The sequence below is a fragment of the Agrobacterium tumefaciens genome, from assembly GCF_013337285.1.
GTDB lineage: Bacteria > Pseudomonadota > Alphaproteobacteria > Rhizobiales > Rhizobiaceae > Agrobacterium > Agrobacterium burrii.
Genome location: NZ_SUPW01000014.1, coordinates 26,062 through 52,189 on the forward strand (window position 1 = coordinate 26,062; position 26,128 = coordinate 52,189).

General features: G+C 59.0%; 21 protein-coding genes. 9 read left to right on the forward strand and 12 right to left on the reverse strand.

Annotation, left to right across the window (positions count from 1 at the left end; all coding sequences use genetic code 11):
- The first annotated feature begins 9 nt into the window (after positions 1-9).
- From FCH38_RS22965 to FCH38_RS22985, 5 genes are all read left to right on the forward strand, one after another.
- A complete protein-coding gene (locus FCH38_RS22965; protein WP_174375281.1) occupies positions 10-1,554 on the forward strand; it encodes an ABC transporter substrate-binding protein in 1,545 nt (514 codons plus the stop codon).
- 129 nt (positions 1,555-1,683) lie between these two features.
- The gene (locus FCH38_RS22970) at positions 1,684-3,126 is read left to right on the forward strand and encodes a M20 family metallopeptidase (protein ID WP_174375282.1); all 1,443 of its coding nucleotides are present in this window, start codon (positions 1,684-1,686) and stop codon (positions 3,124-3,126) included.
- A gap of 417 nt (positions 3,127-3,543) precedes the next feature.
- A complete protein-coding gene (locus FCH38_RS22975) occupies positions 3,544-4,473 on the forward strand; it encodes a sugar ABC transporter substrate-binding protein (protein WP_149899228.1) in 930 nt (309 codons plus the stop codon).
- Between the two features lie 237 nt (positions 4,474-4,710).
- Positions 4,711-6,252, forward strand: coding sequence for a sugar ABC transporter ATP-binding protein (locus FCH38_RS22980; RefSeq protein ID WP_174375283.1), 1,542 nt, complete (start codon positions 4,711-4,713; stop codon positions 6,250-6,252).
- A gap of 32 nt (positions 6,253-6,284) precedes the next feature.
- Positions 6,285-7,316, forward strand: a complete 1,032-nt coding sequence (locus tag FCH38_RS22985; protein ID WP_149899226.1) for an ABC transporter permease — start codon at positions 6,285-6,287, stop codon at positions 7,314-7,316.
- A gap of 100 nt (positions 7,317-7,416) precedes the next feature.
- Here the strand turns inward: FCH38_RS22985 and FCH38_RS22990 are convergent, their stop codons facing one another.
- Positions 7,417-8,172 (reverse strand): gamma-glutamyl-gamma-aminobutyrate hydrolase family protein, encoded by a 756-nt coding sequence (locus FCH38_RS22990; RefSeq protein ID WP_149899225.1) that lies wholly within the window; start codon positions 8,170-8,172, stop codon positions 7,417-7,419.
- A gap of 293 nt (positions 8,173-8,465) precedes the next feature.
- Here FCH38_RS22990 and FCH38_RS22995 point away from each other — a divergent pair, with 293 nt between their 5' ends.
- A complete protein-coding gene (locus FCH38_RS22995) occupies positions 8,466-9,563 on the forward strand; it encodes a TRAP transporter substrate-binding protein (RefSeq protein WP_149899224.1) in 1,098 nt (365 codons plus the stop codon).
- A gap of 211 nt (positions 9,564-9,774) precedes the next feature.
- On the opposite strand, the gene FCH38_RS23000 is transcribed toward FCH38_RS22995, so the two are convergent.
- A complete protein-coding gene (locus FCH38_RS23000) occupies positions 9,775-11,637 on the reverse strand; it encodes a TRAP transporter large permease subunit (protein WP_174375284.1) in 1,863 nt (620 codons plus the stop codon).
- Between the two features lies 1 nt (position 11,638).
- The gene (locus tag FCH38_RS23005) at positions 11,639-12,208 is read right to left on the reverse strand and encodes a TRAP transporter small permease subunit (RefSeq protein ID WP_309574333.1); all 570 of its coding nucleotides are present in this window, start codon (positions 12,206-12,208) and stop codon (positions 11,639-11,641) included.
- A 418-nt stretch (positions 12,209-12,626) separates the two neighbouring features.
- Here FCH38_RS23005 and FCH38_RS23010 point away from each other — a divergent pair, with 418 nt between their 5' ends.
- Positions 12,627-12,851 carry an aa3-type cytochrome c oxidase subunit IV gene (locus FCH38_RS23010; protein ID WP_174375285.1) on the forward strand — a complete coding sequence of 75 codons (225 nt, stop codon included), beginning with the start codon at positions 12,627-12,629 and terminating at the stop codon, positions 12,849-12,851.
- A gap of 68 nt (positions 12,852-12,919) precedes the next feature.
- On the forward strand, positions 12,920-13,453 hold the full coding sequence (locus FCH38_RS23015; protein ID WP_174375286.1) for a hypothetical protein: 534 nt from the start codon (positions 12,920-12,922) through the stop codon (positions 13,451-13,453).
- 48 nt (positions 13,454-13,501) lie between these two features.
- Here the strand turns inward: FCH38_RS23015 and FCH38_RS23020 are convergent, their stop codons facing one another.
- A complete protein-coding gene (locus FCH38_RS23020; RefSeq protein WP_174375287.1) occupies positions 13,502-14,755 on the reverse strand; it encodes an NAD(P)/FAD-dependent oxidoreductase in 1,254 nt (417 codons plus the stop codon).
- Positions 14,756-15,083: 328 nt separating this feature from the next.
- Here FCH38_RS23020 and FCH38_RS23025 point away from each other — a divergent pair, with 328 nt between their 5' ends.
- The gene (locus FCH38_RS23025) at positions 15,084-16,820 is read left to right on the forward strand and encodes a methyl-accepting chemotaxis protein (RefSeq protein ID WP_174375288.1); all 1,737 of its coding nucleotides are present in this window, start codon (positions 15,084-15,086) and stop codon (positions 16,818-16,820) included.
- An 80-nt stretch (positions 16,821-16,900) separates the two neighbouring features.
- Here FCH38_RS23025 and FCH38_RS23030 read toward each other — a convergent pair whose 3' ends face one another.
- The 8 genes from FCH38_RS23030 to FCH38_RS23400 all read right to left on the reverse strand — a co-directional run.
- The gene (locus tag FCH38_RS23030; RefSeq protein ID WP_174375289.1) at positions 16,901-18,211 is read right to left on the reverse strand and encodes an LLM class flavin-dependent oxidoreductase; all 1,311 of its coding nucleotides are present in this window, start codon (positions 18,209-18,211) and stop codon (positions 16,901-16,903) included.
- A gap of 26 nt (positions 18,212-18,237) precedes the next feature.
- A complete protein-coding gene (locus FCH38_RS23035; RefSeq protein WP_174375290.1) occupies positions 18,238-19,584 on the reverse strand; it encodes an MmgE/PrpD family protein in 1,347 nt (448 codons plus the stop codon).
- A gap of 4 nt (positions 19,585-19,588) precedes the next feature.
- Complete coding sequence (locus FCH38_RS23040; RefSeq protein ID WP_174375291.1) at positions 19,589-20,389, reverse strand: amino acid ABC transporter ATP-binding protein; 801 nt, start codon at positions 20,387-20,389, stop codon at positions 19,589-19,591.
- A 12-nt stretch (positions 20,390-20,401) separates the two neighbouring features.
- Entirely contained in the window at positions 20,402-21,184 is a 783-nt protein-coding gene (locus tag FCH38_RS23045) for an amino acid ABC transporter permease (protein WP_149899215.1), read from the reverse strand.
- Positions 21,181-21,924: an amino acid ABC transporter permease gene (locus FCH38_RS23050; protein ID WP_174375292.1), complete on the reverse strand. Its 744-nt coding sequence runs from the start codon at positions 21,922-21,924 to the stop codon at positions 21,181-21,183. The genes FCH38_RS23045 and FCH38_RS23050 overlap by 4 nt, the downstream gene beginning before the upstream one ends.
- Before the next feature lie 253 nt (positions 21,925-22,177).
- A complete protein-coding gene (locus FCH38_RS23055) occupies positions 22,178-23,017 on the reverse strand; it encodes a transporter substrate-binding domain-containing protein (RefSeq protein ID WP_149899213.1) in 840 nt (279 codons plus the stop codon).
- A gap of 405 nt (positions 23,018-23,422) precedes the next feature.
- Positions 23,423-25,711, reverse strand: a complete 2,289-nt coding sequence (locus FCH38_RS23060; RefSeq protein WP_174375293.1) for an NADP-dependent malic enzyme — start codon at positions 25,709-25,711, stop codon at positions 23,423-23,425.
- 121 nt (positions 25,712-25,832) lie between these two features.
- The coding region (locus FCH38_RS23400) for a hypothetical protein (RefSeq protein ID WP_210267290.1) at positions 25,833-26,128 on the reverse strand (296 nt) is incomplete at its 5' end.

A 26,128-nucleotide genomic window follows, 5' to 3' on the forward strand; every position in this document is an offset into this window, starting at 1 on the left:
GGTAGAACAGTGAAAAAACTTCTTCTCGCAGGCGTTGCCCTGCTGGTAACGGCCAATATCGCGGCGGCCCGCGACATCACCATTGCGCAAAGCTCGGATCTGCGCAGCAATAATCCGGGCGTGAACCGTGACGGCAATACGGACGGGGTTATCCTGCATATCGTCGAAGGCCTTGTCGGTTACAACAATGCCGGCGAGGTGAAACCGCTTCTCGCCGAAAGCGTCGAGGTTGCGCCTGATGGCCTGACCTATACGTTCAAGCTGCGCAAGGACGTGAAATTCCACAATGGCAAGCCGCTCACCGCAGAGGATGTCGTCTGGAACTGGACACGTTACCTGAAGCCGGAAACCAAATGGGCCTGCCTCAATGATTTTGCGGAAGGCGGGGCAGCACACGTCACCGGCGTCAAGGCCACGGATGCATCCGCGGTCGAGATCACGCTTGCAAAACCCTCCGCCGTTTTTCTCGGCCTGATGTCGCGGCCGGAATGCGGTTATACCGGCATGATCTCGCCGGAATCCGTCGCTGCCGATGGCAGCTTCGTCAAGCCGATCGGCACCGGCCCGTTCCAGTGGGATGAGTGGAAGAAGGGCGAATATATCCGCCTTGCCAAATTTGCAGATTATGTTTCGCCGGCAAATGAAGGCAAGCCTGACGGCATGGTCGGCTCCAAGCGGCCGCTGGCCGACGGCATCAAGTTCATGGTCATTCCCGATGCTTCGACCGTGAAGGCGGGCCTTGAATCCGGCGTGCTCGATACGGCCGAGATTTCTCCCGATCTCATTCCGGAATTCAAGACCAACGAGAAGATGCAGCTCATCGTTGCCCGCAACAACGGCAAGAACCTGTTCTACATCCAGACGCGCGACAAGGTGCTGAGCAACCCCGGCGTGCGCCGCGCCATGGCGATGGCGCTTGATCTCGACGAACTGGTTGCCGCCGCATCGAACGGTACGGGTGAAGCCAACGGCTCGATGGTGTCGCAGGACTCGGTCTATTTCGACGAGACCCAGAAAAAGCGTCCGGCCTATGATGTCGAGGCGGCGAAAAAGGAACTGGAGGCTGCCGGTTACAAGGGTGAGCCGATCTCGATCATCGCCAACAAGCGCGGCAACGTGCCGAGCTTCCCGGCCGCCGTGATGGCGCAGGCCATGATGCAGCAGGCGGGTCTCAACGTGCAGATCGAGGTGCTGGATTATGCCACGCAGGTCGACCGCCGTCGCTCCGGCAATTATCAGGTGATCTCACAGTCGGTCGCCCCGCGCCTCGATCCGGCTCTGATGTATGCCTTCTATGTCGGCAACAAGGACAAGAATGCTTCGCTGATGTGGGATGATCCGAAGGCGATCGAGCTGATGAAGGCCGCCTATGTCGAGGCCGACCAGACCAAGCGTCAGAAGATTTTTGACGAGTTCCATGAGCTGATGCTGAAGGAAATGCCCGGCATCTTCCTTTACGACATGGTCGATGTCTGGGGTGCGACGAAGAAGCTCAAGGGCCAGCCGGTCTGGCAGTCGAACGCCCGCCTCTGGGAAGTCTCGGTCGACAACTGATCCACTATCGCCCGCGCCGGAAGTAAAGCCCGGCGCGGGCATTTTCCATCATAGACCGTAAGGATTTGGCGGTGCCTCCGCCGAAACGATTGCGTGCGCCCGCAAAGGGCGGAAATGCGAGGACAAGCCATGAACCGTGAAGCCGTGATGTCGATTGCCGCCGAAATCGAAGCGATGAAGCCCGATTTCACCACCCTGAGCGACAGCATCTGGGATTTTGCCGAGCTGAAATTCGAAGAACGGCAATCCGCCGGCGTTCTGGCAGCCGCGCTTGAAGAAAATGGCTTCGCGGTCCGCCGTGGTGTGGCGGGCATGGAGACGGCCTTCATTGGCGAATTCGGCAGCGGCAAGCCGGTCATTGCCTTCCTCGGTGAATTCGATGCGCTGGCCGGCATGAGCCAGGTGGCCGATGTGGCGCAGGTTCAGCCGCTTGAACCTGATGCCACCGGCCATGGTTGTGGCCACAACCTGCTCGGCGTCGGCTCGCTGATGGCGGCCATCGCGCTTGCCCGGCATCTGAAAGCCAGCAATCTGCCCGGCACGGTGCGTTATTACGGTTGCCCCGGCGAAGAGGGTGGTTCCGGCAAGACCTTCATGGTCCGCGCTGGCCTGTTCGACGATGTCGATGCGGCGCTGACCTGGCACCCAGCACCCTTCAATGGCGTACGTTCCACCAATAATCTTGCCGTGCTGGAATATTTCTACCGTTTCAAGGGTGTTGCGGCTCACGCCTCCAACGCCGCCCATCTCGGCCGCTCAGCTCTCGATGCCGTCGAACTGATGAATGTCGGCGTCAATTTCCTGCGCGAACATATGCCGCAGGATTGCCGGGTGCATTATGCGATCACCGATACCGGCGGCAAGGCGGCGAATGTGGTGCAGGCCAAGGCGGAAGTGCTTTACCTGATCCGCGCCCCGGAAATGCGCCAGGCGCTCGATCTTGCTGCACGAGTGGACAAGGTGGCGCGTGGTGCTGCCATGATGACCGAGACCGAGGTGGAGATCGTCTTCGATACCGCCTCCACCAACCTTCTGCCCAACCTCACGCTGGAAACGGCGATGCATGAAAACATGGTGGCGCTTGGCCCTGTCGCCTTCGACGAAGCGGATATCGCTTTTGCAAAGAGTATTCAGGACACCTTTACTGATGAGGCGATCAAAAGCAGCATCCGGCTCTACCAGATAAAGGGCGATGTCTTTTCCAACCGGAAGATCGATGGTTCGACGCCCCTGCATCTCGGCCTGCGCGATTTCGAGGGCGAGTCACATTTCCGGGCGGGCTCCACCGATGTCGGTGACGTCAGCTGGATCACGCCGACCGCGCAATGCTGGACGCCGGCCTGGGCGATCGGGACAAATCCGCATACCTGGCAGGTGGTAGCGCAGGGCAAGAGCCCGGCCGCCCACAAGGCCATGGCGCATGCCGCCAAAACGCTTGCATCGACCGGTCTTGCGCTGATGACCTCGCCGGAATTGCTCGCCAGTGCAAAAAAGGAATGGCAGGAAAAGACCGAAGGCAGCGATTACGTCTGCCCGATTCCCGCAGACGTCATGCCCGGTTCGCATAAATAGAACGTACCGTTCCAGCATCCGTTTTAATGGCCGATATGCGGGCTTGAGATTGAATTCGACCTCGCATCAAACTTGGCGCTATCCTCGGGCTTGCCCCGGGGGTCCATAATTTCAAAGGCTTATGGCTCCTCGCCGCAAGGGCGGGGAGGACATGAAAAGAGCGGGTCGGTACACCTGTCGGCAATCCGGCCCGAAGCTCCATCCCTCTTAATCTCCCGTCATCACCGCCTTGTGTGCCGCTTCGTCGCCTGGCTGCGAAGAAAACATTGACGTTCGAACCAAAAATGGAATAAATATATCGAACAGCAGAAAATCGGTTTCATTATTCCGTTTTCTGAATGTGAGGAGGTAGCGGCGGGCTTTCGGGTCCGCTTCCGGCTGGGAGAGGTGGCGCCGGACACCGCGGAGGAGAAAACAATGAAGAAGCTTATTATTGGTGCAGCCATGTCTGTGCTTCTGGGCACGGCGGCACATGCAGAAACCGTCGGTGTTTCGATGGCTCAGTTCGACGACAACTTCCTGACTGTGCTGCGCAATGGCATGCAGGATTATTCCAAGGAACTGAAGGGCGTTACCCTGCAGGTTGAAGACGCGCAGAACGATGTTGCCAAGCAGCAGAGCCAGATTCAGAACTTCATCGCGTCCAAGGTCGATGCGATCATCGTCAACCCGGTTGATACCGACGCGACGGCGGCCATGTCGAAACTTGCGACAGAAGCCAAGATTCCTCTGGTTTATGTTAACCGCCAGCCGGTGAACGTGGATAGCCTGCCGGACGGACAGGCCTTCGTGGCATCTGAAGAAACCGTGGCCGGTACGCTGGAAACCAAGGAAGTTTGCCGCCTTCTCGGTGGTAAAGGCAAAGCCGTCGTCATGATGGGCGAGCTTTCCAACCAGGGCGCGCGCATGCGCACGCAGGCCGTGCACGATGTTCTGAAAACCGATGACTGCAAGGGCATTTCGGTGGTTGAAGAGCAGACGGCCAACTGGCAGCGCACGCAGGGCGCCGACCTCGTCACCAACTGGCTCTCCAGTGGTGTCGAATTCAACGCGGTCATCGCCAACAATGATGAAATGGCCATTGGTGCCATTCAGGCGCTGAAATCCGCTGGCAAGGACATGAAGGACTATGTCGTTGCCGGTGTAGACGCCACGCAGGACGCGCTTGCCGCCATGCGGTCAGGCGATCTCGATGTGACGGTGTTCCAGGATGCTGCGGGCCAGGGCAAGGGCGCTCTCGATGCGGCGCTGAAGCTGGTCAAGGGCGACAAGGTCGACAAGAAGGTCTACATTCCCTTCCAGCTCGTCACGCCTGAGAACGTCAAGGACTACGTGGCCAAGAACTGACGATCCCGTTCCGGCATTTGCGCCCGATTGAAGTAACGTCGGTAGCAGATGCCGGACTCGGACGGCAACCGAAGGCCCAGCCTGCGGGCTGATCTCGATAATTAGAATTTCAGTGAATTCAAAGTGTTACAGCGCCCTTTTTGTCTTTAATGACTCGGCGCTGTAAGCCTCCCCGGAGGACGGCTGCGATTTCGCAGGCCCATTTTCCGGTCATTTTTGTCTATTGTGGAGGGTGAGATGGTCGTCAGTCCATCGACAATGGCCGCCGTGCGCGCCAGTGGCGCTGTGCCGAACGCAGAATTTCTTCTGGCAGCGGACGGCATACGCAAGGAATTTCCCGGCGTCATGGCGCTTGATGATGTGCAGTTCCACCTCAAGCGCGGCACCGTGCATGCGCTGATGGGCGAGAACGGCGCCGGCAAATCGACGCTGATGAAAATCCTCGCGGGTATCTACCAGCCGGATGTCGGCGAAATCCGCCTGAAGGGCTCCCCTATACGCCTCGATTCCCCACTCGACGCGCTCGAAAACGGCATTGCCATGATCCATCAGGAACTCAACCTGATGGCCTATATGACGGTGGCCGAAAACATCTGGATACGCCGCGAGCCGAAAAACCGGCTTGGTTTCATCGACCATGGCGAAATGTATCGCCGCACGGAAACGCTGCTGGAAAGGCTCGGCATCGACCTTGACCCGGAAACGCGCGTCGGCGAGCTGTCGGTTGCGAGCCGACAGATGGTCGAGATCGCCAAGGCGGTTTCCTACGATTCCGACGTTCTGATCATGGATGAGCCGACATCGGCGCTGACGGAGCGCGAGGTGGAACATCTGTTCCGCATCATTCGCGACCTCAGGGAACGCGGCATCGGCATCGTCTACATCACCCACAAGATGAATGAGTTGTTTGAGATCGCCGACGAGTTTTCCGTCTTCCGCGACGGCAAATATATCGGCACTCACGCCTCCACCGATGTGACGCGTGATGACATCATCCGCATGATGGTGGGCCGCGAAATCACCCAGATGTTCCCGAAGGAAGAGGTTCCGATCGGCGATGTGGTGCTGTCGGTCAAGAACCTGACGCTCGACGGCGTGTTTCACGACGTCTCTTTCGATGTTCGTGCCGGTGAAATTCTCGGCGTTGCCGGTCTTGTCGGCTCGGGCCGTTCGAATGTGGCGGAAACGGTGTTCGGCGTCACGCCGGCGTCGTCGGGTACTGTTGCAATCAATGGCAAGCCGGTTTCGATCATGAGCCCGACAGAGGCCATTCGCCACCGCATGGCGTTCCTGACGGAAGACCGCAAGGATACCGGGTGTCTGCTGATCCTCAATATTCTGGAGAACATGCAGATCGCCGTGTTGCAGGACAAATATGTCGCCAACGGTTTCGTGCAGGAAAACGCCCTTTCGGAAGCCTGCGAGGAAATGTGCCGCAAGCTCCGGGTCAAGACGCCGCATCTTTACGAGCGTATCGAAAACCTGTCGGGCGGCAACCAGCAGAAGGTGCTGATTGGCCGCTGGATGCTGACCAAGCCGCGCATCCTCATTCTGGATGAACCGACGCGCGGCATCGATGTCGGGGCCAAGGCGGAAATTCACAAGCTGGTTTGCGAGATGGCGCGCGAGGGCGTCGCCGTCATCATGATTTCCTCCGAAATGCCGGAGGTTCTGGGTATGAGCGACCGTGTCATGGTCATGCATGAAGGTCGGGTCACGGGTTTCCTTGACAGAAGTGAAGCCACGCAGGTGAAGGTGATGGATCTCGCATCGCGGTGAGGCGCGCCGGGATTTCTCGAGGAGGAATGATTATGAACACAAACGCCGCCGCCAACGCAGAGTTGGATGCAAAATCCGGACGCAAGCCGCACAGGCGCATACCGCCGGAAGCCAATATCTTTTTCGTGCTGATCGGCATCGCGCTGGTCTATGAAATTCTCGGCTGGATTTTCATCGGCCAGAGCTTCCTGATGAACCAGCAGCGCCTGACAATCATGATCCTGCAGGTGTCGGTGATCGGCATCATCGCCGTTGGCGTGACGCAGGTCATCATTACCGGCGGCATCGACCTGTCCTCCGGTTCGGTTGTCGGCCTGACGGCGATGCTGTCTGCCAGCGTGGCGCAATCCTCCACCTGGCCGCGGGCGCTTTATCCCGGCTTGACCGACCTGCCCTTCTTTATACCGCTCGCTGTCGGCATATTGGCCGGGGCTTTGGCCGGGTTCATCAACGGGCAGCTGATTGCACGCACGAAAATCCCACCCTTCATCGCAACACTTGGCATGATGGTGACCGCGCGTGGCCTTTCCAAGTGGTACACGAAGGGCCAGCCGATCTCCGGCCTGACCGATGGTTTCAACTTCATCGGCACGGGCATCTGGCCGGTCGTCGTTTTCCTCGTCGTTGCCGCGATCTTCCACGTTGCGCTGCGTTATACGCGTTATGGCAAGTTCACTTATGCTATTGGCGCTAACCAGCAGGCGGCACGCGTTTCCGGTATCAATATCGAGGCGCATCTCATCAAGGTCTATGCCATTGCCGGCATGCTGGCAGGTCTCGCCGGTGTCGTCACCGCCGCCCGTGCACAGACCGCGCAGGCCGGCATGGGCGTGATGTATGAACTCGACGCCATCGCCGCAGCCGTTATCGGCGGCACGTCGCTTGCCGGCGGTGCCGGCCGCATCACCGGAACCGTCATCGGCACCATCATTCTCGGGGTCATGACATCCGGCTTCACGTTCCTCAGGGTCGATGCCTATTATCAGGAGATCGTCAAAGGCCTGATCATCGTGGCCGCCGTCGTCGCCGACGTCTACCGACAGAAGAAACGCGCAAAGCGCTAAACACTCCTCCTCCCGGACTTGGGGCAAGCTTTCAGGCTTGCCCCTTTTTTATGCGCTGGCCTTGGAGACCCGGCTTATGTCGGAGGGCAGGGGATGATTTTTAGGCCTTGCTGTTTCTGTACTCGTGAACAGCCTTGCCGAAGGCCTCGAACAAGGCGCGCGATGGTGCGTCCGTCTCGGCCCAATATTCCGGATGCCATTGCACACCGACGGCAAAGCCCTTGGCGTCGATGACGGAAACGGCTTCGATCGTGCCGTCCGCTGCCGTTGCCTCCACCTGAAGGCGCGGTGCTGTTTCGGCGATCGCCTGCCGGTGCAGCGAGTTGATCTGGATTTCGCCCGACATGCCGAGGTGCTGCGCAATGCAGGAGCCTTCTCGGACATGCACGGGCTGGCGAATGGCGAAGGACACGTCGCGGTCGTCATGTTCGGGCTTGCGGTGATCCCAGATGCCTGCCTGTTCCTGAATCTCGGAGGCCAACGTGCCGCCGAGCGCAACATTCAACTCCTGAATGCCGCGACAGATGGCCAGCATCGGAATGCCACGTTCGATGGCGCGGCGAATGAGCGGCAGGCTGGTCGCGTCGCGGGCGGGATCGAAGGGGCCGTCGCTTTCCTGCGCCTCTTTTCCATAGAGCGATGGGTGCACGTTGGTGGCCGAGCCGGAGACGAGCAGGCCGTCTACCCTGTCCAGAATGGCGTCGACCTCGTTACCGTCCTCGAAGGCCGGAACGATGAAGGACATGACACCGGCCACCTTCAACGCGGCGGAAAGATACTGGTTCTGCGCCGCGTGCCAGTCGGCTCCGGTGAAGTGCCGGATGTCGGCGGGAACGGCAATAATGGGTTTTGGCATGGTGGCTCCGGGGCGAATCTTCGGAATTTGTGCGACTGCCGGTGCGCCAAGTCAAGCAGGTGTTTTGCGTTTTGCCGGTAATGGATGCGCCTAAAGTATAAGGCGGTGCGAGGATATTTCAGTTGCAAATAAAATACGAAGGGGAGTTCCCGAAATGGCCGGTTTTCCGCGATTAATTCTTGGCCCGGGTGCTTGTCAGCCGGGCGGTAACCGTGCTTACTTTGCTGCGATGCCTGAACAGCAAAGAGGGGAATTCAAAGCTGCGGGCAGCGTTCATATCTGGGAGGATATAGATGGATCGCCGTTCCTTTATGAAAAAAGGTGCGCTTGCGGGAGCCGCTACGGCCGCTCTGGCCGCGCCCGCCATTGCACAGCAGAATACCAAGATCACCTGGCGTCTGACGTCGTCGTTTCCGAAATCGCTCGACACGATCTATGGCGGTGCCGAGGATATTGCCAAGCACGTCGCTGCCGCAACCGACGGCAATTTCACCATCCAGCCCTTTGCTGCCGGTGAAATCGTGCCCGGCCTGCAGGCGGCCGATGCCGTGTCGTCAGGCACGGTGGAAATGTGCCATACCTGTTCCTACTATTACGTCGGCAAGGATCCTACCTTCGCCATCGGCACGGCGATACCCTTCGGCCTCAATGCCCGCCTGACCAATTCCTGGTTCTATGAAGGCAACGGCAACAAGCTGCTCAACGAATTCTACGCCAAGCACAATCTCTACGGCATGATCTCAGGCAATACCGGCGCGCAGATGGGTGGCTGGTTCCGCAAGGAAATCAATACCGTCGATGATTTCAAGGGCGTGAAGATGCGCATTGCCGGTCTGGCCGGCAAGGTGGTGGAAAAGCTCGGTGTCGTGCCGCAGCAGATCGCTGGCGGCGACATCTATCCGGCACTGGAAAAAGGCACCATTGACGCCGCCGAATGGGTCGGACCCTATGACGACCACAAGCTCGGTTTCTACAAGGTTGCGAAATATTATTATTACCCGGCCTTCTGGGAAGGCGGCCCGGTCATCCATTCCTTCGTCAATCTGGACAAATGGAACAGCCTGCCGAAGAATTACCAGGCTGTGTTGCAGGATGCCTGCGCCTTTGCAAACACCAGCATGATGGCGAAATATGACGCCAAAAATCCGACTGCGGTGCGGCAACTTGTGGCTGAAGGCGCTGTTCTGCGGCCGTTCAGCCAGGAAATCCTCGAAGCCTGCTATAAGGCTGCGCTGGAAGTCTATGCCAATATCTCGGCATCCAACCCCGACTTCAAGAAGATTTACGAGGACCAGGTGGCCTTCAAGCGCGAGGGCTATCTGTGGATGCAGCTTGCGGAATATACGTTTGATACATTCATGATGATTCAGCAGCGCAACGGAAAGCTCTGATCTTTCGGTAAAGGCGGACCGGCAGAAAGCCCCGGAGATTTCGGTCTCCGGGGCTTTTTGTTCTTGAGCTGGAATTTCGGCCTCGCTGGCCTGTCAACCAACACTGATCAATTTATTATATCCGTGTGCCTGATACCTGGATGGCAATGGGTCGGCGCAGCGTTGCGCGGGGATCGCTTTCGATCACCGCTGCGCTGCGCCGGTCGTGCTCTTATGGCCCGATCTTGGGCGGCTGGCTAAGGTCGGGTTGGGTGTTCGGCACGGGCTGCTGAGGTTGCGGTCCGCCCAAATTGAGCGGCGGCAAACCGAGCGCTGGCGGCGCTGCCGGAGCCTGGTTCCCCTGCCCGGATGGGGCTGGAGCCGGGCCACCGAGGTTGAGCGGCGGCAGGCCCATGGATGGCTGTTGCTGAGACGCGCCGCCGCCGAGCGGAGGCAGCGACAGGTTGTTGTTTCCCAGCCCGCCGGGTATCTCGATCTTGATGGTGCTTGGATCGACGGTGGTGTGGCCACTCTTGTAGGTCAGGACCAGGCCGGGGAATGCGATGACGACCAGGATCATCACAAACTGGATGATGATGTAGGGGAATACACCCTTGTATATTTCCGTCGTTTTCACACCGGGCATTTTTTTGCCCGTCACCTTGTCCACCCAGGTGGAAGTAGGCGCGATTGAACGCAGGAAGAACAGCGAAAAACCGAAGGGCGGGGTCAGGAACGAGGTTTGCAGGTTGATGCCGAGAATGATGCCGAACCAAACGAGGTCGATCCCGAGTTTCTCTGCCACCGGGGCGAGCAACGGCACCATGATGAAGGCGATTTCAAAGAAATCGAGAAAGCAGCCGAGAATGAAAATGATGATCGTGACCACGATCAGGAAGCCGTATTCCCCACCAGGCAGGGCAAGCAGCAATTCTTCAATCCAGACATTGCCATTGATGCCATAGAAGGTCAGACCGAAAACGCGGGCGCCGATGAGGATCATCATGACGAAGGCGGAAAGCTTTGTCGTCGCATCCAGCGCGTTCTTGACGATCGCCAGCGAAAGTCTGCCTTTGGCGAGCGCAAGGATAAGCGCGCCGGTTGCGCCCATCGCGCCGCCTTCGGTCGGTGTGGCAATGCCGAGGAAGATGGTGCCGAGGACGAGGAATATGAGCGCCAGTGGCGGCACCAGAACGATGATGACCTGTTCGGCGAGGCGTGAAATGACCTTCTTGCTCGCGGCGCTATTAAAAATAGCAACGAGATAAACCGCGAATACGGCGAAGGCGAGGGCTGTGACGAGCCGCCATTCCGGGCTTGTTATGCCGCTGAAGAGCACATGCATGCCGAGGAAATAAAGCGCCACCGACAGGGCGATCATCACCAGCAGCGAAGTAACGCCGTTTCCGAGAGTGCGGGCTTCCTTGGGAAGTGCGGGCACGAGCGCCGGTTTGAAAATCGAAATGGCGAAGATATAGGCGCAATAGGTCGCGACGATCAAAAGCGCGGGGTAGAGTGCGCCGACATACATGTCACCGACCGAACGGCCGAGCTGGTCCGCCATGACGATCAGAACGAGAGATGGCGGGACGATCTGGGCCAGCGTGCCGGAGGCGGCGATCGTGCCCGCGACGAGCGGACGGTTATAGCCGTAACGCATCATGATCGGCAGCGAGATAAGGCCCATCGCCATGACGGAAGCCGCCACGACGCCGGTGGTGGCGCCCAGCAGCGCGCCGACGAGAATGACCGCATAGGCGAGGCCGCCACGGATCGGGCCAAAAAGCTGGCCTATCGTATCGAGAAGGTCCTCCGCCATGCGGGAACGCTCGAGGATGATGCCCATGAAGGTGAAAAACGGGATCGACAACAGGGTGTCATTATACATGATCCCGTAGATGCGTTCCGGATGAGATTGCAACAATGGCCAGAACAGTCGGATTTCCGGAGAAATCCACGATAGCTCCACGCCCAGGGCAAAATAGATGAGACCGCCGGCGGCCAGGGTGAAGGCAACGGGATAACCGAGCAACAGCATCAGCATCACGCTGCTGAACATGACCAGCGGCAGGTTGTGCGCAATCAAATCTATCATGTCAGGTCCCTGCCGTGTCGTGGGTTTCTGTTTCGGAATCCGACAGCACGGTTTCGCGGGGATCATCGATATATCCCGCAATCACTGCGTATCGCTTGATGATTTCCGAAAACGCCTGAAGTAGAAGCAGGGCAAAGCCCAGCAGGACGACAAGTTTTGCGGGCCAGATGATCAGCCCGCCGGCGTTGGACGACATTTCTCCGGAATTAAACGAGGTCCAGAACCACGGCCAGGCCAGATATGTCATCAATCCGGCAAATGGAACGAGGAAAATGATGTGAAGCACGAAATCGACGACGTCGCGCGTGCGCTTCGACCATGTGGACGACAGGATATCGATCCTGACATGTTCGTTCTTCAGAAGCGCGTAAGCCGCAGCCAGCATGAAAACGGTGCCATAGAGATACCATTGCACCTCGAGCCATGCGTTTGATGACATATCGAACATCTTGCGCACGACGGCATTGGTGGCGCTGATCAGGACTGCTGCCAGCAACAACCAGGACACAGACTGACCGATAACCGTGGTGACCGCATCAACGGCACGGCTGATTCCCAAAAAAAATTTCACTTTCCCCTCCTCAGGACCAGATACAAGGTCCGGACCGCGACTTTTTTATTGGCGGTTTATTGAGCTTGCCGCCAAGCAAGTCCGTTTTTTGTTGTTTGCAGGTGCTTATTGAACCGCTTTTCAAAAAGCAACTCAGAACGGTATAGTCATCCTCCGAGAACCCCGTATGGCAAGCACTTGCAATGATTTATCGTGCACTGATTTTACCCTGGACGCTACAGCATGCCCCTTTTGCAACGGATTAAAATTCGCTTTTCCACGGATGTCGGAACCAACCGCGCGGGTTGATGATCCATTGCACTTTTCAGCGACTTCATGTTACCTCTGGCTTCGGAGAATCCGGTATGAGCCCGTGATCGCGGGCAGGGCAGGTTCCCTGGCGATACGGGAATGACGGATGGAGCAAAGGGGAAGCGGAATGAGCGAACACCACACGGGTCCGGTCGAAGTTGGCGCCGAGATGAACTACGCCGAGCACGAAAAGACCTATAATGGTTTTCTGGCTATGGCGAAATACGGCACGATGCTCCTGTGCGTGCTGATGCTGGCCATGGTCGCTGGTTTCTTCGCATCTGCGGGTCTTCTTGGCGGTCTTATCGTGTTTCTCGTGCTTTCGGCCGCGGGCTTCATTCTGCTGCGCTGAACGGTCTCCTTCTCGGGCGGTTTCCCGATGCGGAAACCGGGCGACGCCGGATATCGGAAAGGCCAGCCATGAAACGCCTGCTATCCTGCCTGATTTTGTTTGCGGCGCTTTCGCAGCCCGTTCTGTCGCGGAATATTTTGCCGTCTGAGCAGGACAGGCTGCATACGCAGATTGAACGGTTCAGTACCGCCTTGAACGGGCAGGATTTCGAAACCGTCGGCAAGACGGTGCCGCCCAAAATCTTCGAGTTTATCGCAAGGAATGCGGGTGTTTCCGTCGAGCAATTGCGCAGCGCCTTGACGACGCAGATGCAGATGGCGCTTGCGGCGGTCAAGATAACCGAGTTCACCATGGACAAAGGGGCGATCAGCGTTGAGCAGACGCCGGATGGCACGCCCTATGCGCTCATTCCGACAAAAACGGTGATGGAAACCGGCGGCCAGACGATTGAGGCGAAATCCCATACGCTGGCTTTGATGGACGGCGCGGACTGGTATCTGCTACGCGTGAGCGACCAGCAACAGGTAGCGATCCTGCGAAAAGTCTATCCGTCCTTCGCCACGGTGGAATTCCCTGATGATTCCATGCAGCCGGTGAAATAACCCGCCTATTGCTGTCGGCAGCTTCAAAGCAGGCCTCACGCTCTTCACTTATGAAAAACGCCCCGGTCGGAAAGGATCGACCGAAATCGCGGTCTCTTCGCCGTTCGCCAACTGGGTCACGAGGCGGGCAGTGGCTGCCGATTGCGTCAGTCCCAGATGGCCATGGCCGAAGGCGTAGATGACGGAGGGCGTGGTGCGCGCGGTGCTGATGACGGGAAGACAGTCCGGCATTGACGGACGGAAACCCATCCATTGCGTTCCGCCTTCCATTTTGAGACCGGGCAGGAAACGCCCCGCCTTTTTCAGCATCGCTTCCGACCGTTTGAAATTCGGCTGCAGCTCCAGCCCGCCAAGCTCGACCGCGCCGCCGACGCGGATGCCTGAAGAAAGCGGTGTCACGACGAAGCCGTGATCGTTGAAATAGAGCTGGCGTGTCAGGTTGAAGGCGCCGGCGGGCAGGGTGGTGTTGTAACCTCGCTCGGTTTCCAGCGGCACGATATTACCAAGCGTCGCGGCAAGTTTCCTCGACCAGGCGCCGCAGGCGATTACCACCTTGTCGGCATCGATCTTGTCGCCATTTTCCAGGGTGACGATCGTGCTTTCACCGACGGCATCGATGCGTTCGGCCTCGCCTTTACGCAGGCTGGCCCCACGGGCAATCACCAGATCGAAAATGGCGCGGGTGAAATCGTAGGGGTCGGAGACCTGCAGACCATCAGGGGAGAACATGGCATGGCGGAACTGCGGGGCAAGGCCCGGCTGCAATTCATCTATCTCATTTCGGCCGACACGTTCAAAGGAGAAGCCCGCGCGCTGCTTTTCGTCCCAGTCCTTCGCGGCGGCGTTCAAACTTGCTTCGCTATCGTAAAGATCGAGCGTGCCGGTTTTTGAAACGAAGGACGAAAGCTCCGGCATGGCGGCGACATGCGCCATTTCACTGGCTGCCAGCCGGTTGATCTCGCTGAGTGCCCGAAGCCCGTGACGAAAGTTGCGCTCGGCACTGGCACGCCAGAAGCGCCAGAGCCAGGGGGCGATCTTTGCGGCATAGGCCGGTGGCACGCTGAGCGGACCGAGCGGATCGAAAAGCCAGCGCGGCGCTTTCTTCATGATGCCGGGGGCGGGAATGGGGATGATTTCCGGAAAGGCCAGAATGCCGGCATTGCCGGAACTTGCGCCGCGGGCAACCTCGCCGCGTTCCAGAAGAACAACCTCACGACCGACATTTTGCAGGTAGAGCGCCGCCATGGAACCGATAATGCCGGTGCCGATCACCAGCACGTCGCATTTCAGGGTTTTAGTCATCGGCGCTCCTGCAACACAAATCTCTCAAGCCCGCCATAACAATGAATGCCGCCCCGATGAAAGGCCGCATTGCGCCGAGGCTGCAGAAATATCAGCACTGTGGCAAATAAGCGGTCCACATCAGAGGCGATGCCGCAGGTCGGAGGGCTGGGTCTCTCGGCTTTTAACAGCAGCTTCGGCCTCTGAAGCAATAGTTATAATTCATCATTAATCGCTATTTAACGGTGTCCCGCTAATTTGCGTGCGGGCAGACCGATCAGTTTTCATCTCCTGGATTAGTGAGGATTGAGGAGGTCCGCAAACTGGTCATTGTTGGGGGTTCAAAAGCATGTCTCACTTTTCTAAGTTTGGTTTGGATGCATCTGCGGTGCTGGAAGCCCTGAACCGCTCACAGGCCATCATCGAGTTTGATCTGACCGGCAAGGTTCTCAAAGCGAACGATAATTTTTGCAAGGCGATTGGCTATAGTCAAAATGAGATCGTCGGGCTCCATCACCGCACGTTCCTTTGCGCCGAAGATGCGGCGTCTGCGTCGTACAAGACTTTCTGGGAAAAACTCTCGCGCGGCGAGCACGACAAGGGGCAATATCGTCGGCGTGCGAAAAGCGGCGCGGATATCTGGATCGAAGCCTCTTACAATCCGGTTTTCCGTTTCGGCAAGCCCTACAAGGTGGTCAAGATCGCGACCGACATTACGGCAATCAAGCGCCAGAGTGCCGATGACAACGGCAAGCTCGCGGCACTCTCCCGTGCCCAGGCCATGATCGAATTTTCGCCGGACGGAACGATCCTCAGCGCCAACGAAAATTTCCTCGAAGCGATGGGATATCAGGCGCAGGAGATCATCGGCAAGAACCACTCGATGTTCTGCGAACCTTCTTATGTCAGGTCGATGGAATATCGCACCTTCTGGGAAGATTTGCGAACCGGTCGTTTCTCCACTGGCCAGTTCATGCGGCTTGGCAAGGATGGCAAACGTATCTTCATCCAGGCATCGTACAATCCGATCCTCGATGACCGTGGCCAGGTCTTTAAGGTTGCCAAATTCGCCTTCGACGTGTCGGACCGGGTGCATGCGGTGGAGGAGCTTGGCGCAGCGCTGGAGCGACTTTCCCAATGCAACATCCGCGTCACGCTGGACAAGCCGTTTGTCGGTGAGTTCGAGGGACTGCGGCGGGACTTCAACAAGTCCATCGCGGAATTCCAGAAGACGCTGGAGAATGTTCTCGGCCAGACCGGCGATCTGACCCGCAGCAGCCAGGAAGTCAGCGAAGCCTCCGTCAATCTTGCCGAACGTTCGCGCGAGCAGGCGGTGGCGCTGGAGGAAACCTCGGCGGCGCTTGAAGAGATCACAGCGACGGTTCGTTCGTCCACCGAAAACATGAAAGAGACGCGCAAACTCGTGCAGAGCGCGCGGACATCCACGGTTGCGTCCACGGAAGTGGTCGAGCGGACGGTTGATGCCATGCAGCGCATCGAGACGGCATCGCGGGAAATCAGCCAGATCATCGGTGTTATCGATGAAATCGCCTTCCAGACCAATCTTCTGGCGCTGAATGCCGGTGTTGAAGCGGCACGTGCGGGTGAGGCTGGCAAGGGCTTTGCCGTGGTGGCGCAGGAAGTGCGCGAACTGGCGCAGCGTTCCGCCAACGCTGCCAAGGAAATCAAGGCGCTGATCAACAATTCCGGCAGCGAGGTTCTCGAAGGCGTCCGGCTGGTCGGTGAGACCGGCGAGGCGCTAAAGCAGATCGACGGGCTGGTCAGACACATTGACGGCAATGTCGAGATGATTTCAAAAGCGGCCGACGAACAGGCTGTCGGCATCAGCGAGATCAACAAGGCGGTCAACCGGCTGGACCGGATGACGCAGGAAAATGCCGCAATGAGCGCCCGCACCACCGCGATCAGCGCCACGCTGGCTCAGGGTGCCGATGTGCTTGCGCAGCTCGTCAGCCTGTTCAAACTGAACCGTCGCAACATTCAGCGCGAAGACGGTTCATCTGTCCGGTCGGATTTTTCGAATGCCGGCCGTCAGGATAAGGAATCTGGACGGGCAGCCGCATAAAAAGGCGGGCTCATGCTCGCCTCGACCCTGCTGACGAAATTGTTGGATGCGGATGCCTTTGATCGGGCATCCGCATTTCTTTATCCCTGCAATGCCGGCCGTTCGATGCCGAGGTGGTCGCGCAGCGTTGAACCTTCGTAGTCCTTGCGGAACAGGCCACGCTCCTGCAACAGCGGCACGACTTCGCGGTTGAATTCTTCCAGCCCGCCGGGGAAGAAGGGCGGCATGACGTTGAAACCGTCGGCAGCGCCGTTCTCGAACCATTGCTGCATGCGGTCGGCCACGTCTTTCGCCGTGCCCATGACGATGTGGTGGCCACGGCCGGCGGCAACACGCAGCGCGAGTTCCCGGATCGTCAGCTTCTCGCGGCGCGCAAGCTCGGTCAGAAGCTCGGCGCGGCTGCGCAGCTGGTCGGAGATCGGCAGATCCGGCAGCGGGCCGTCGAGATCGTATTCTGTCAGGCTGTGGCCGATACGCTCCTCAAGCAGCGGCATGGCGCTCTTGATGTCCGTCCAGCGGTTCAGTTCCTTCAGCTTTTCAGCAGCTTCGTCAAAGCTCTTGCCGATAATCGGCATGAATCCAGGCATGACGGCAACGCTTGCGGGATCGCGGCCGAATTTTGCTACGCGTGCCTTGAGGCTGGTGTAGAAGGTCTGCGCCTCGGAAATCGCCTGCTGGGCGGTGAAGACGATATCGGCGGTGCGGGCGGCGAGATCCTGACCCGGCCCGGAGGAACCGGCCTGAATGAGAACCGGGTGTCCCTGCGGCGAACGTGGAATGTTAAGTGGACCCTTGACCGTGAAATATTTGCCTTCGTGGTCGAGAATATGGACCTTTTGCGGATCGACGTAACGGCCTCCCTGCTTGTCCTTGACGAAGGCGTCGTCGTCCCAGCTGTCCCACAGGCCACGAACGACATTCACATATTCTTCCGCAACGGCATAACGCTCGTCATGCTCGGGATGGTCCTTGGAGAAATTCGCCGCCGTGCGGGCGTAAGATGTGGTGACGATGTTCCAGGCCGCACGACCATGGCTCAGATGATCGATGGAAGCGAAGGCGCGGGCGGTGTGGTACGGCTCGCCATAGGTGGTGGAGGCAGTGGCGGCCAGCCCGATCTTGTCGGTCACCATGGCAAGGGCCGCAAGCAGGGTCAGCGGCTCGAAACGGGCAATCATGGAAGGGTGGGCGTCTACACCGCTGGTCAGGCCGTCGGCCAGGAACACCATGTCGAACTTCGCCGCTTCGGCCATTTTCGTGACACGGGTGAGCAGGTCAAAATTCTCGCTGCCAGCCTCCGCATCCGGGTGACGCCAGCCGGAAACGTGGTGGCCGGCGCCCTGCAGGAAAAGGCCGAGATGCATTTGTCTTTTGCGGGTCGTATTGGTCATGGGGTCATGCCTTCATGTCGGTCGTGTTATATTTCAGTTGCCAGAAGCATTTCGAGCTTCCTGAGATCGGCTGCGGTTTTCATGCTCCGCACCAGTGCCGGAATTCCGGCGAATTTCTCATTGCCGCCAGTGGCGTCGGCGAATTTTTCGGTTGGGTCATCGATGCCGGGCAGGCCATCGACGCGGCGCGACAGCACGGTGCCATCCTTTTTCGTCACCTCGATGACCACAAAACGGGTGGTTGGATCGGGTGACAGGCGGCGGGCGGTCTCGTCATGTTGACGCGAAACTTTTGCCGAAAGCGCCAGCAGATCGGTACGCACAGGGCTTTCATCGAAATGGCCGATGGTGAGCGCGCCGTCCACAAGCGCTGCGGCAAAGACATATTCGGCGCTGAAGCGGGCATCAATGCCGGTCTGAGGGGCGGGCGTGCCGATAAGGGCTGCATCGCCGCCTGGCGGGAAAGTGATGACCGCAGTTTCGATCTCGTCCGCCGTCAGATCATGCGCGCTGCGCAGTGCAAGCGCGCCGACGGCGATGGGGTGGGCGGCGGTGCAGCAGGGAAAGGCCTTGAGGGTGAGGCCGGGCGAGACGATCTGCCAGGGTGCGCCCCAGCCCGAAAGAACCCGTTTCGGCTGTTCCACGCCAAAGGCGAAGGCGGAATAAAAGCCGATGGGGTTTTCCAGAAAATCCGGTGCGCCCTGAAAACCCGATCGTGCCAGCCGCGCGGCGGTGAGGCCGGCGCGGGTGGCAAGCCCGGCATGCAGCGGCTTGGCATCGAACCCGAATTGCAGGCGAAGCCCGGCTGATTGCGTGGCGGCGAGGCCAAGTGCGACCGCCGTGGTCTGCGGATCGAATTTCAGAAGATGGGCAATAGCTGCCGCAGCGCCGATGGGTCCCAGCGTGGCGGTGGCGTGGAAGCCGTTTTCGTAATGTTTCGTGCCAAGCGACAGGCCAATCCGCGCCATGGTCTCCAGCCCGACAATATAGGCGGCGATGAAGGCATCCGCCGTCGAACCTTCCTCGACTGCAACGGCCAGAAGTGCGGGAATGATGGCGACAGTGGGGTGGCCGCGCACGCTGCCGTGGACGTCGTCATAGTCAAGCACATGGCCGGCATGGCCGTTGATGAGGGCGGCGGTAAAGACATCCGTGCGCAGATCGTGGCCGATGATACCAGCCGTACCCGATGTTCCCGGGGTAAAGCTGTCGATCAGGATTTTGGTGCTTCTGTCGGCAGCGCCGCCGAGCACGCAGGCGAAAAAATCGATCAACGCGGTGCGGGCAATGGTCACGGCCTCGTCGTCACGCAGCGGATCGGAAGCGGCGATGGCTTCGGCGAGATGAAGGGTGAGTTCTTCCTCGGTCGTCATGGCGTCAGATCCCTTCGCCGTCATTGACCCGCGCCACTTGCCCTCCGAGACCCTTGACGAAGGCGTTGATGCGCGGATTGGTCGACTTGTAGAAGATATGGTCAGGCGTGCCCTGGTCAACGATCAGGCCGTTTTCGGTGAAGACGATATTGTCGCTGATTTCCTCGGCAAAGCGCATTTCATGGGTGACGAGAATGCTGGTCATGCCGTCATTGACGAGATCACGGATGACGGCGAGCACTTCGCCCACGGTTTCCGGGTCGAGTGCCGACGTCACCTCATCGAACAGCACCAGTTCGGGGCGCATGGCAAGCGCGCGGGCAATGGCCACACGCTGCTGCTGGCCGCCGGAAAGCTGGCCAGGATAGGCATCGACCTTTTGCGACAGGCGGACCTTTTCCAGCAATTCGCGGGCATGGCGCTCGGCGTCCGCCTTCGGCGTGCCGAGGATTTTGATCGGCGCGATGGTGATGTTTTCCATGACAGTCAGATGCGGGAAGAGGTTGAACTGCTGGAAGACGATGCCGATGCGCTTGCGCAGTGTTATGCGCTCGGCTTCGGTTTTCAGCTGGTCGACACGGGTGCCGCCGACGGTGATCATGCCCGATTGCGGAATGAGCAGGCGGTTGATGCAGCGCAGGATGGTGGATTTGCCGGAGCCGGAGGGGCCGATGATGGAAACGGCGTCGCCCTTGTTCACCGTCAGATCGATGCCCTTCAGAACCTGATTGTCGCCGAAGGACAGGTGCACGCCTTCCAGTTCGACCAGAGCTTTTGCGACGGTTTGTGGTGCGGGTGCGGACATGGCTTGTTCCAATCAGCGGGAAGCGAAGCGCCGCTCAAGGCGCTGCGTGAAACGGGATACGGGATAGCAGAACAGGAAGAACGCCATCAGGACGGTGAGATAAACGACGACGGTGAAATCGTTGCGCTGCACGGCGGTGCTGGCATCTGTCGCGGCGTGCAGAAGTTCATGCACGCCAACCAGCGAGGCAAGTGCGGTGCCCATGGTGATCGAGGCGTAAAGGTTCATCCATGGCGGCAGCGAACGTTTGACGCATTGCGGCAGGATGATCCAGCGAAGCGTCTGGTTGCGCGAAAAGCCAAGGCCCTGTGACGCTTCCCATTGCGCGGTGGGAATGGACTGGATGGCGCCGCGGGTGATTTCGGCGATGTGGGCGCTGGCCGGAATGGCGAGCCCGACCACGGCCTTGATCCAGTCCGGAAACGGAATGTAATGGCCGAAGGCGACGATCTCGAAAGGAAAGATGTAAGTCGCTGCAAAGATCAGCACCAGATGTGGGGCATTGCGGAATATCTGCACGTAGGTCAGCGCCGGCGCCCGAACCAGACGATAGGGCGCAAGCTCCATGATGCCGAGCAGGACGCCGATGAAGGTGCCGATGGCGATCGCCAGAATGCTGATCAGCACATTCATGGCGAAACCCTTGGCCAGATAGGGCAGCCATTGCAACAGCACCTGTCCCAGCGAGGGATCGAGGATAAGCCACAGCACGACGGCGACAAGCACGCCGAGCAGCAGAATGGTGCCGAAAGGCAGCTTCTTTGCCGCCCGCGTTTGAGAAACCACCGCGCTCATTGACCGAACCCCGGAACTGCGAGACGCCGTTCGAGCCAGAGACCGGCCCTTGCGACGATGAAATTGATGACGCTGAAGAAGATGAGGATCACCAGCATCAGCTCGACGACATTGTCGCGCTGCGTCCAGATGAGGATCGAGGCATAGGTGATTTCACCCACCGCAATCGCCGATCCGACGGTGGTGAGTTTCACCAGATTGATGAGATTGTTGATGATCGAGGGCAGGGCGGTGCGGACCGCCAGCGGAAACTCCACATAACGCAGCACTTCGAAGGAGCTGAAGCCGATGGCCCGCGCCGCTTCGATGGTGGTGGCCGGCACCGCCTCGATACCGCCTCGCAGCGCCTCCGCATGGAAGGCGGCGATATGCAGGCCGGTAATGGCGACGACCCAGAAGAATGGCGTGAGCGGGTTGTTCTGTGCGCCACCCAGCACGTTGGAAATCAGCATGTTGAGCACGAGGAAGCCGCACATCAACTGCACCAGCGTCGGTGTGTTGCGCGTCAACTCCACATAAGCGCGCACGGGGCCGGCGAGCCAAGCCTTGCCGGAGGTCAGCATCGCCGCGAATATGAAGCCGAAAACGAGGCTGAGCGGCAGAGTGACGGCGACGAGGATGAGCGTCATCTTCATGCCGTCGAGCCAGATTTGAACCTCGTAACCGCTGTTCAGAAAATCATAGTTGAGGCCGAGATGCGCAGCCAGTTCTATGAAGCGCGCTGTAAAAGAATCCTGCATCGGAAATCCATGCTGTTATTGCGGGTGCCGCCCTGCGGGCGGCGCCAGAGTTGCCTGCCTTGCCATACAAGCAGAAAAGAAGCGCGGGCGCATCTCGCATCCGTCATTCCGGCCTTGAGCCGGAATCCATCCGCCGCGCATCTGCGCGGCGAAAATGATCTTTTCAGCCCCAAGGCCGGGGCTGGCTGGATACCGGCTCAGGGCCGGTATGACGGCAGTGCGACAGGTAAGCGCGACACCGTCGCGCCTGTCATCACTGCGCGGCGGAAAGCTTGGTCTTCTGCTCTTCCATGAAGCCGATGCTCGGCAGGCGGTTGGCCTTGGCGAATTCGATCATCTTGCCGGAAGCGTGCAGCTCCTTGACGATCTTGTCCAGAGCCGCCTGCGTATCGGCCTCGCCCTTGCGCAGCCAGATGACGGAATCGGACGGGATGAGGTCGGTGGGGATCAGGATGCCGTAATCCTTCCACTCATCGGCGCGGTCCTGCAGCATCAGGCTCAGCGTGCCGTTGACGTGCACGGAGACATCGCAATTGCCGCCCTTCAGCGCCAGCAGCGATTCCGGCTGGCTCGGCAGCGCCTTCACCTGCGCACCATATTGCTCGATCAGCGGCTGGGTGTAGTTGGAGCCCTGCGAAACGCAGGCGATCTTGCCCTTCAGGTCCGACCAGTCCTTGATGCCACTATCCTTGCGGCCGATGGCAGCGCCACCCTGGCGGTCATAGGGGGTGGGCACGTAGTCCAGCGTTTTGGCGCGTTCTTCAGTGTACTGCATGTTGGCGATCAGAATATCGACCTTGCCCTGCTGCAGGAACTGCACGCGGTTGGGCGGGGTCACGGTTTCGGTGACCAGTTCAACGCCGAGACCGGCTGCCAGCGCCTTGGCAACGTCGATGTTGAGGCCCTTCTGCTCCTGCGTCTTCGGATCGATAAAGCCGAAAGGCGCGCCGGACAGGATGACGCCGACGGTAAGCTTGCCACGACCCTTGATGCGGTCAAGCGTCGCATCGGCGTGAGCGGCGGTCGCCATCGAAGCAATGACGACGGTTCCGGCGATGAGTTTTGCGGCAAATCTGGAAAAAGAGAGGGCCATGGGTATTTCCTTTTGATTGTGAATGGAAACTACATGAGGCACCCGCCAAGAGCGAGAATTGGCATTGCGCAAAAAATAGTATGAATAAAATCGTGTTCCAATAAAGCTTTGAGCGCGAAAAAATATCCTAATAATTTTAAATCGTAGAATCCTGTTCTTTATCTGCGCTGTCTGCATCTGGCCGCGAGGGATGGAGGACAATTCAGACGCCGTTTGTCGGCCAAATGACCAAAGAGAAAGCGAGTGCATGCCACTTGTTTCTTCTCCCAGAGGGGGAGAAGGTTGCGGCAGCGGGATGAGGGGGCGACGGTAAAGATAATCGAGAGCTGGCCCCCTCATCCGACCCTTCGGGCCACCTTCTCCCCGGCGGGGAGAAGAAGCTCGCTGCAACGTCCCGTTCCCTGCTCACCGCCCGGCATTATAGGCCGCAATCGCCGCCATGTTGACGATATCGCTGTCCTTCGCACCCATCGAGGTGATCTGCACCGATTTGTCGAGACCGACGAGCAGCGGGCCGATGACGGTTGCGCCGCCCAGTTCCTGCAGCATCTTGGTGGAGATGGAGGCGGAGTGGATGGCGGGCATGACCAGCACGTTGGCGGCACCGGAAAGGCGGGCAAAGGGATACTGGCTCTGCATACGATGATGGTTGAGCGCCACATCCGCAGACATTTCACCGTCAACCTCGAAATTGACATTGCGCCGGTCGAGGATTTTCACCGCTTCGCGCACCTTGTCGGAGCGTTCGCCCACCGGTTGGCCGAAGGTGGAATAGGCGAGCATGGCGACGCGCGGCTCGTAACCGAAACGGCGGGCGAGGCCGGCCGCCTCTTCGGCGATATCGGCAAGGTCTTCGGCCGACGGCATGTCGTGTACGGCGGTATCGGCCACGAAGACGGTGCGGTTGCGCGAAACGACCAGCGAAACGCCGATGACGCGGTGGCCGGGCTTGGTGTTGATGCAGCGGCGGATATCTTCGAGCGCGGTCGAATAGTTGCGGGTAACACCTGTCACCACGGCATCCGCATCGCCCATCGCCACCATGCAGGCGGCGAAATGGTTACGGTCATTGTGGATCAGGCGTTGCACGTCGCGCAGCAGGAAACCGCCGCGCTGCAGCCGCGCATAGAGATAATCGACATAGGCATCGACGCGGCTGGAGAGACGGGCATTGGTGATCTCAATATTGGCCCGGTCGAGATCGATGCCGGCACGTTCCGCATTGGCCTTGATGATATCGTCGCGGCCGAGCAGGATGGCGGTGCCAAGACCTTGAGCGGTGAACGAAATCGCCGCGCGCATCACCTGTTCTTCTTCCGCTTCGGCAAAAACGACACGCTTCGGTGAGCGGCGCACGCGCTCGTAGAGACGCTGCGTTGTCGAAGCCATCGGGTCGCGGCGGGCGGAAAGCTCACGGGCATAGGCGTCGAGGTCGGGCAGTTCGCGCTGGGCGACGCCGGTCTCGATGGCGGCTTTCGCCACGGCCACCGGAATGGCGGAGATCAGGCGCGGATCGAAGGGAACCGGAATGATATATTGCGGCCCGAAACGCGGGCGGTTGCCCTGATAGGCGGCGGCCACATCATCCGGCACATCTTCACGGGCAAGATCGGCCAGCGCGTTTGCGGCGGCGATCTTCATCGCATCGTTGATCTGGCGGGCGCGAACATCGAGCGCGCCGCGGAAGATATAGGGGAAGCCGAGGACGTTATTGACCTGGTTCGGGTAATCGGAACGTCCGGTTGCCATGATGGCGTCGTCTCGGATGCGCGACACTTCTTCCGGCGTGATTTCCGGGTCCGGATTGGCCATGGCGAAGATGATCGGCTTCGGGGCCATGGAGCGGATCATGTCTTCGCTGAAAGCGCCCTTCTGCGACAGGCCGAACACCACATCCGCACCCTTCATGGCCTCTGCCAGCGTTCGGTTATCGGTCTTGACCGCGTGGGCGGATTTCCACTGGTTCATGCCTTCGGTGCGGCCCTGATAGATCACGCCCTTGGTATCACAGAGCGTGATGTTTTCGGGGTTGAAGCCCATGGCCTTGATGAGGTCCATGCAGGCGATTGCGGCAGCACCCGCGCCGTTACAGACCAGCTTCGTGGTCTTGAAATCGCGGCCGGTCAATTCGATGGCGTTGATAAGCCCGGCGGCGGCGATGATGGCGGTGCCGTGCTGGTCGTCATGGAAAACGGGAATATCCATCAGCTCGCGCAGGCGGCTTTCGATGATGAAACATTCCGGCGCCTTGATGTCTTCCAGATTGATGCCGCCGAAGGAGGGGCCGAGGTAACGCACACAATTGATGAATTCATCAGCGTCTTCGGTGTCGACCTCGAGGTCGATGGAATCGACATCGGCGAAGCGCTTGAAGAGGACCGATTTGCCTTCCATGACCGGCTTTGACGCAAGCGCGCCGAGATTGCCGAGACCGAGGATCGCGGTGCCGTTGGAGATGACCGCCACCATGTTGCCGCGCGTCGTGTAATCGTAAGCACTCGCCGGATTTTCGGCGATGGCTTTCACCGGCACAGCCACGCCCGGCGAATAGGCAAGCGACAGATCCCGCTGCGTCGCCATCGGCTTGGTCGGGGTGATTTCCAGTTTCCCCGGTCTGCCTTGCGCGTGGAAATCCAGGGCTTCCTGATCCGTAACCGATGTTCTTGTGCTGGCGGGTTTTGGCGTGTCGGACATGGGCTGTGTGCGCTTTCCTGTCGTTAATCGTATAAAAATATTCGTTGTTGTTATGGTATTTTTTGCACGCCTGCCAAGCGTTGAATGTTGTTCAGTGCAGCAAATTTAGCACGAGTGAATTTTACGGACGTTTCAATCGATTAAGTCGATATGGTTCAATTTTGGGAAGCGGGTTGGCAGATGAATTTCCGCGATCCCTTGCGTCATCGACGCGGCGGATCAGGCGGAACCTCGCGTTTGCCCCGGCGTTAGCAGGATGGGTCCGCAGGCAATCGGCATGTGCTCCCAATGCCCGCCATCCGTTCACCAAGCTTTCACAGAGCGAATTTATGAGCTTGCGCTTGTGTGCCCGTGAACCGATGATGGCGGCATTGGCAAATACGTATATTGTCCGGCGCGCCGGGAAATTTATTAGAG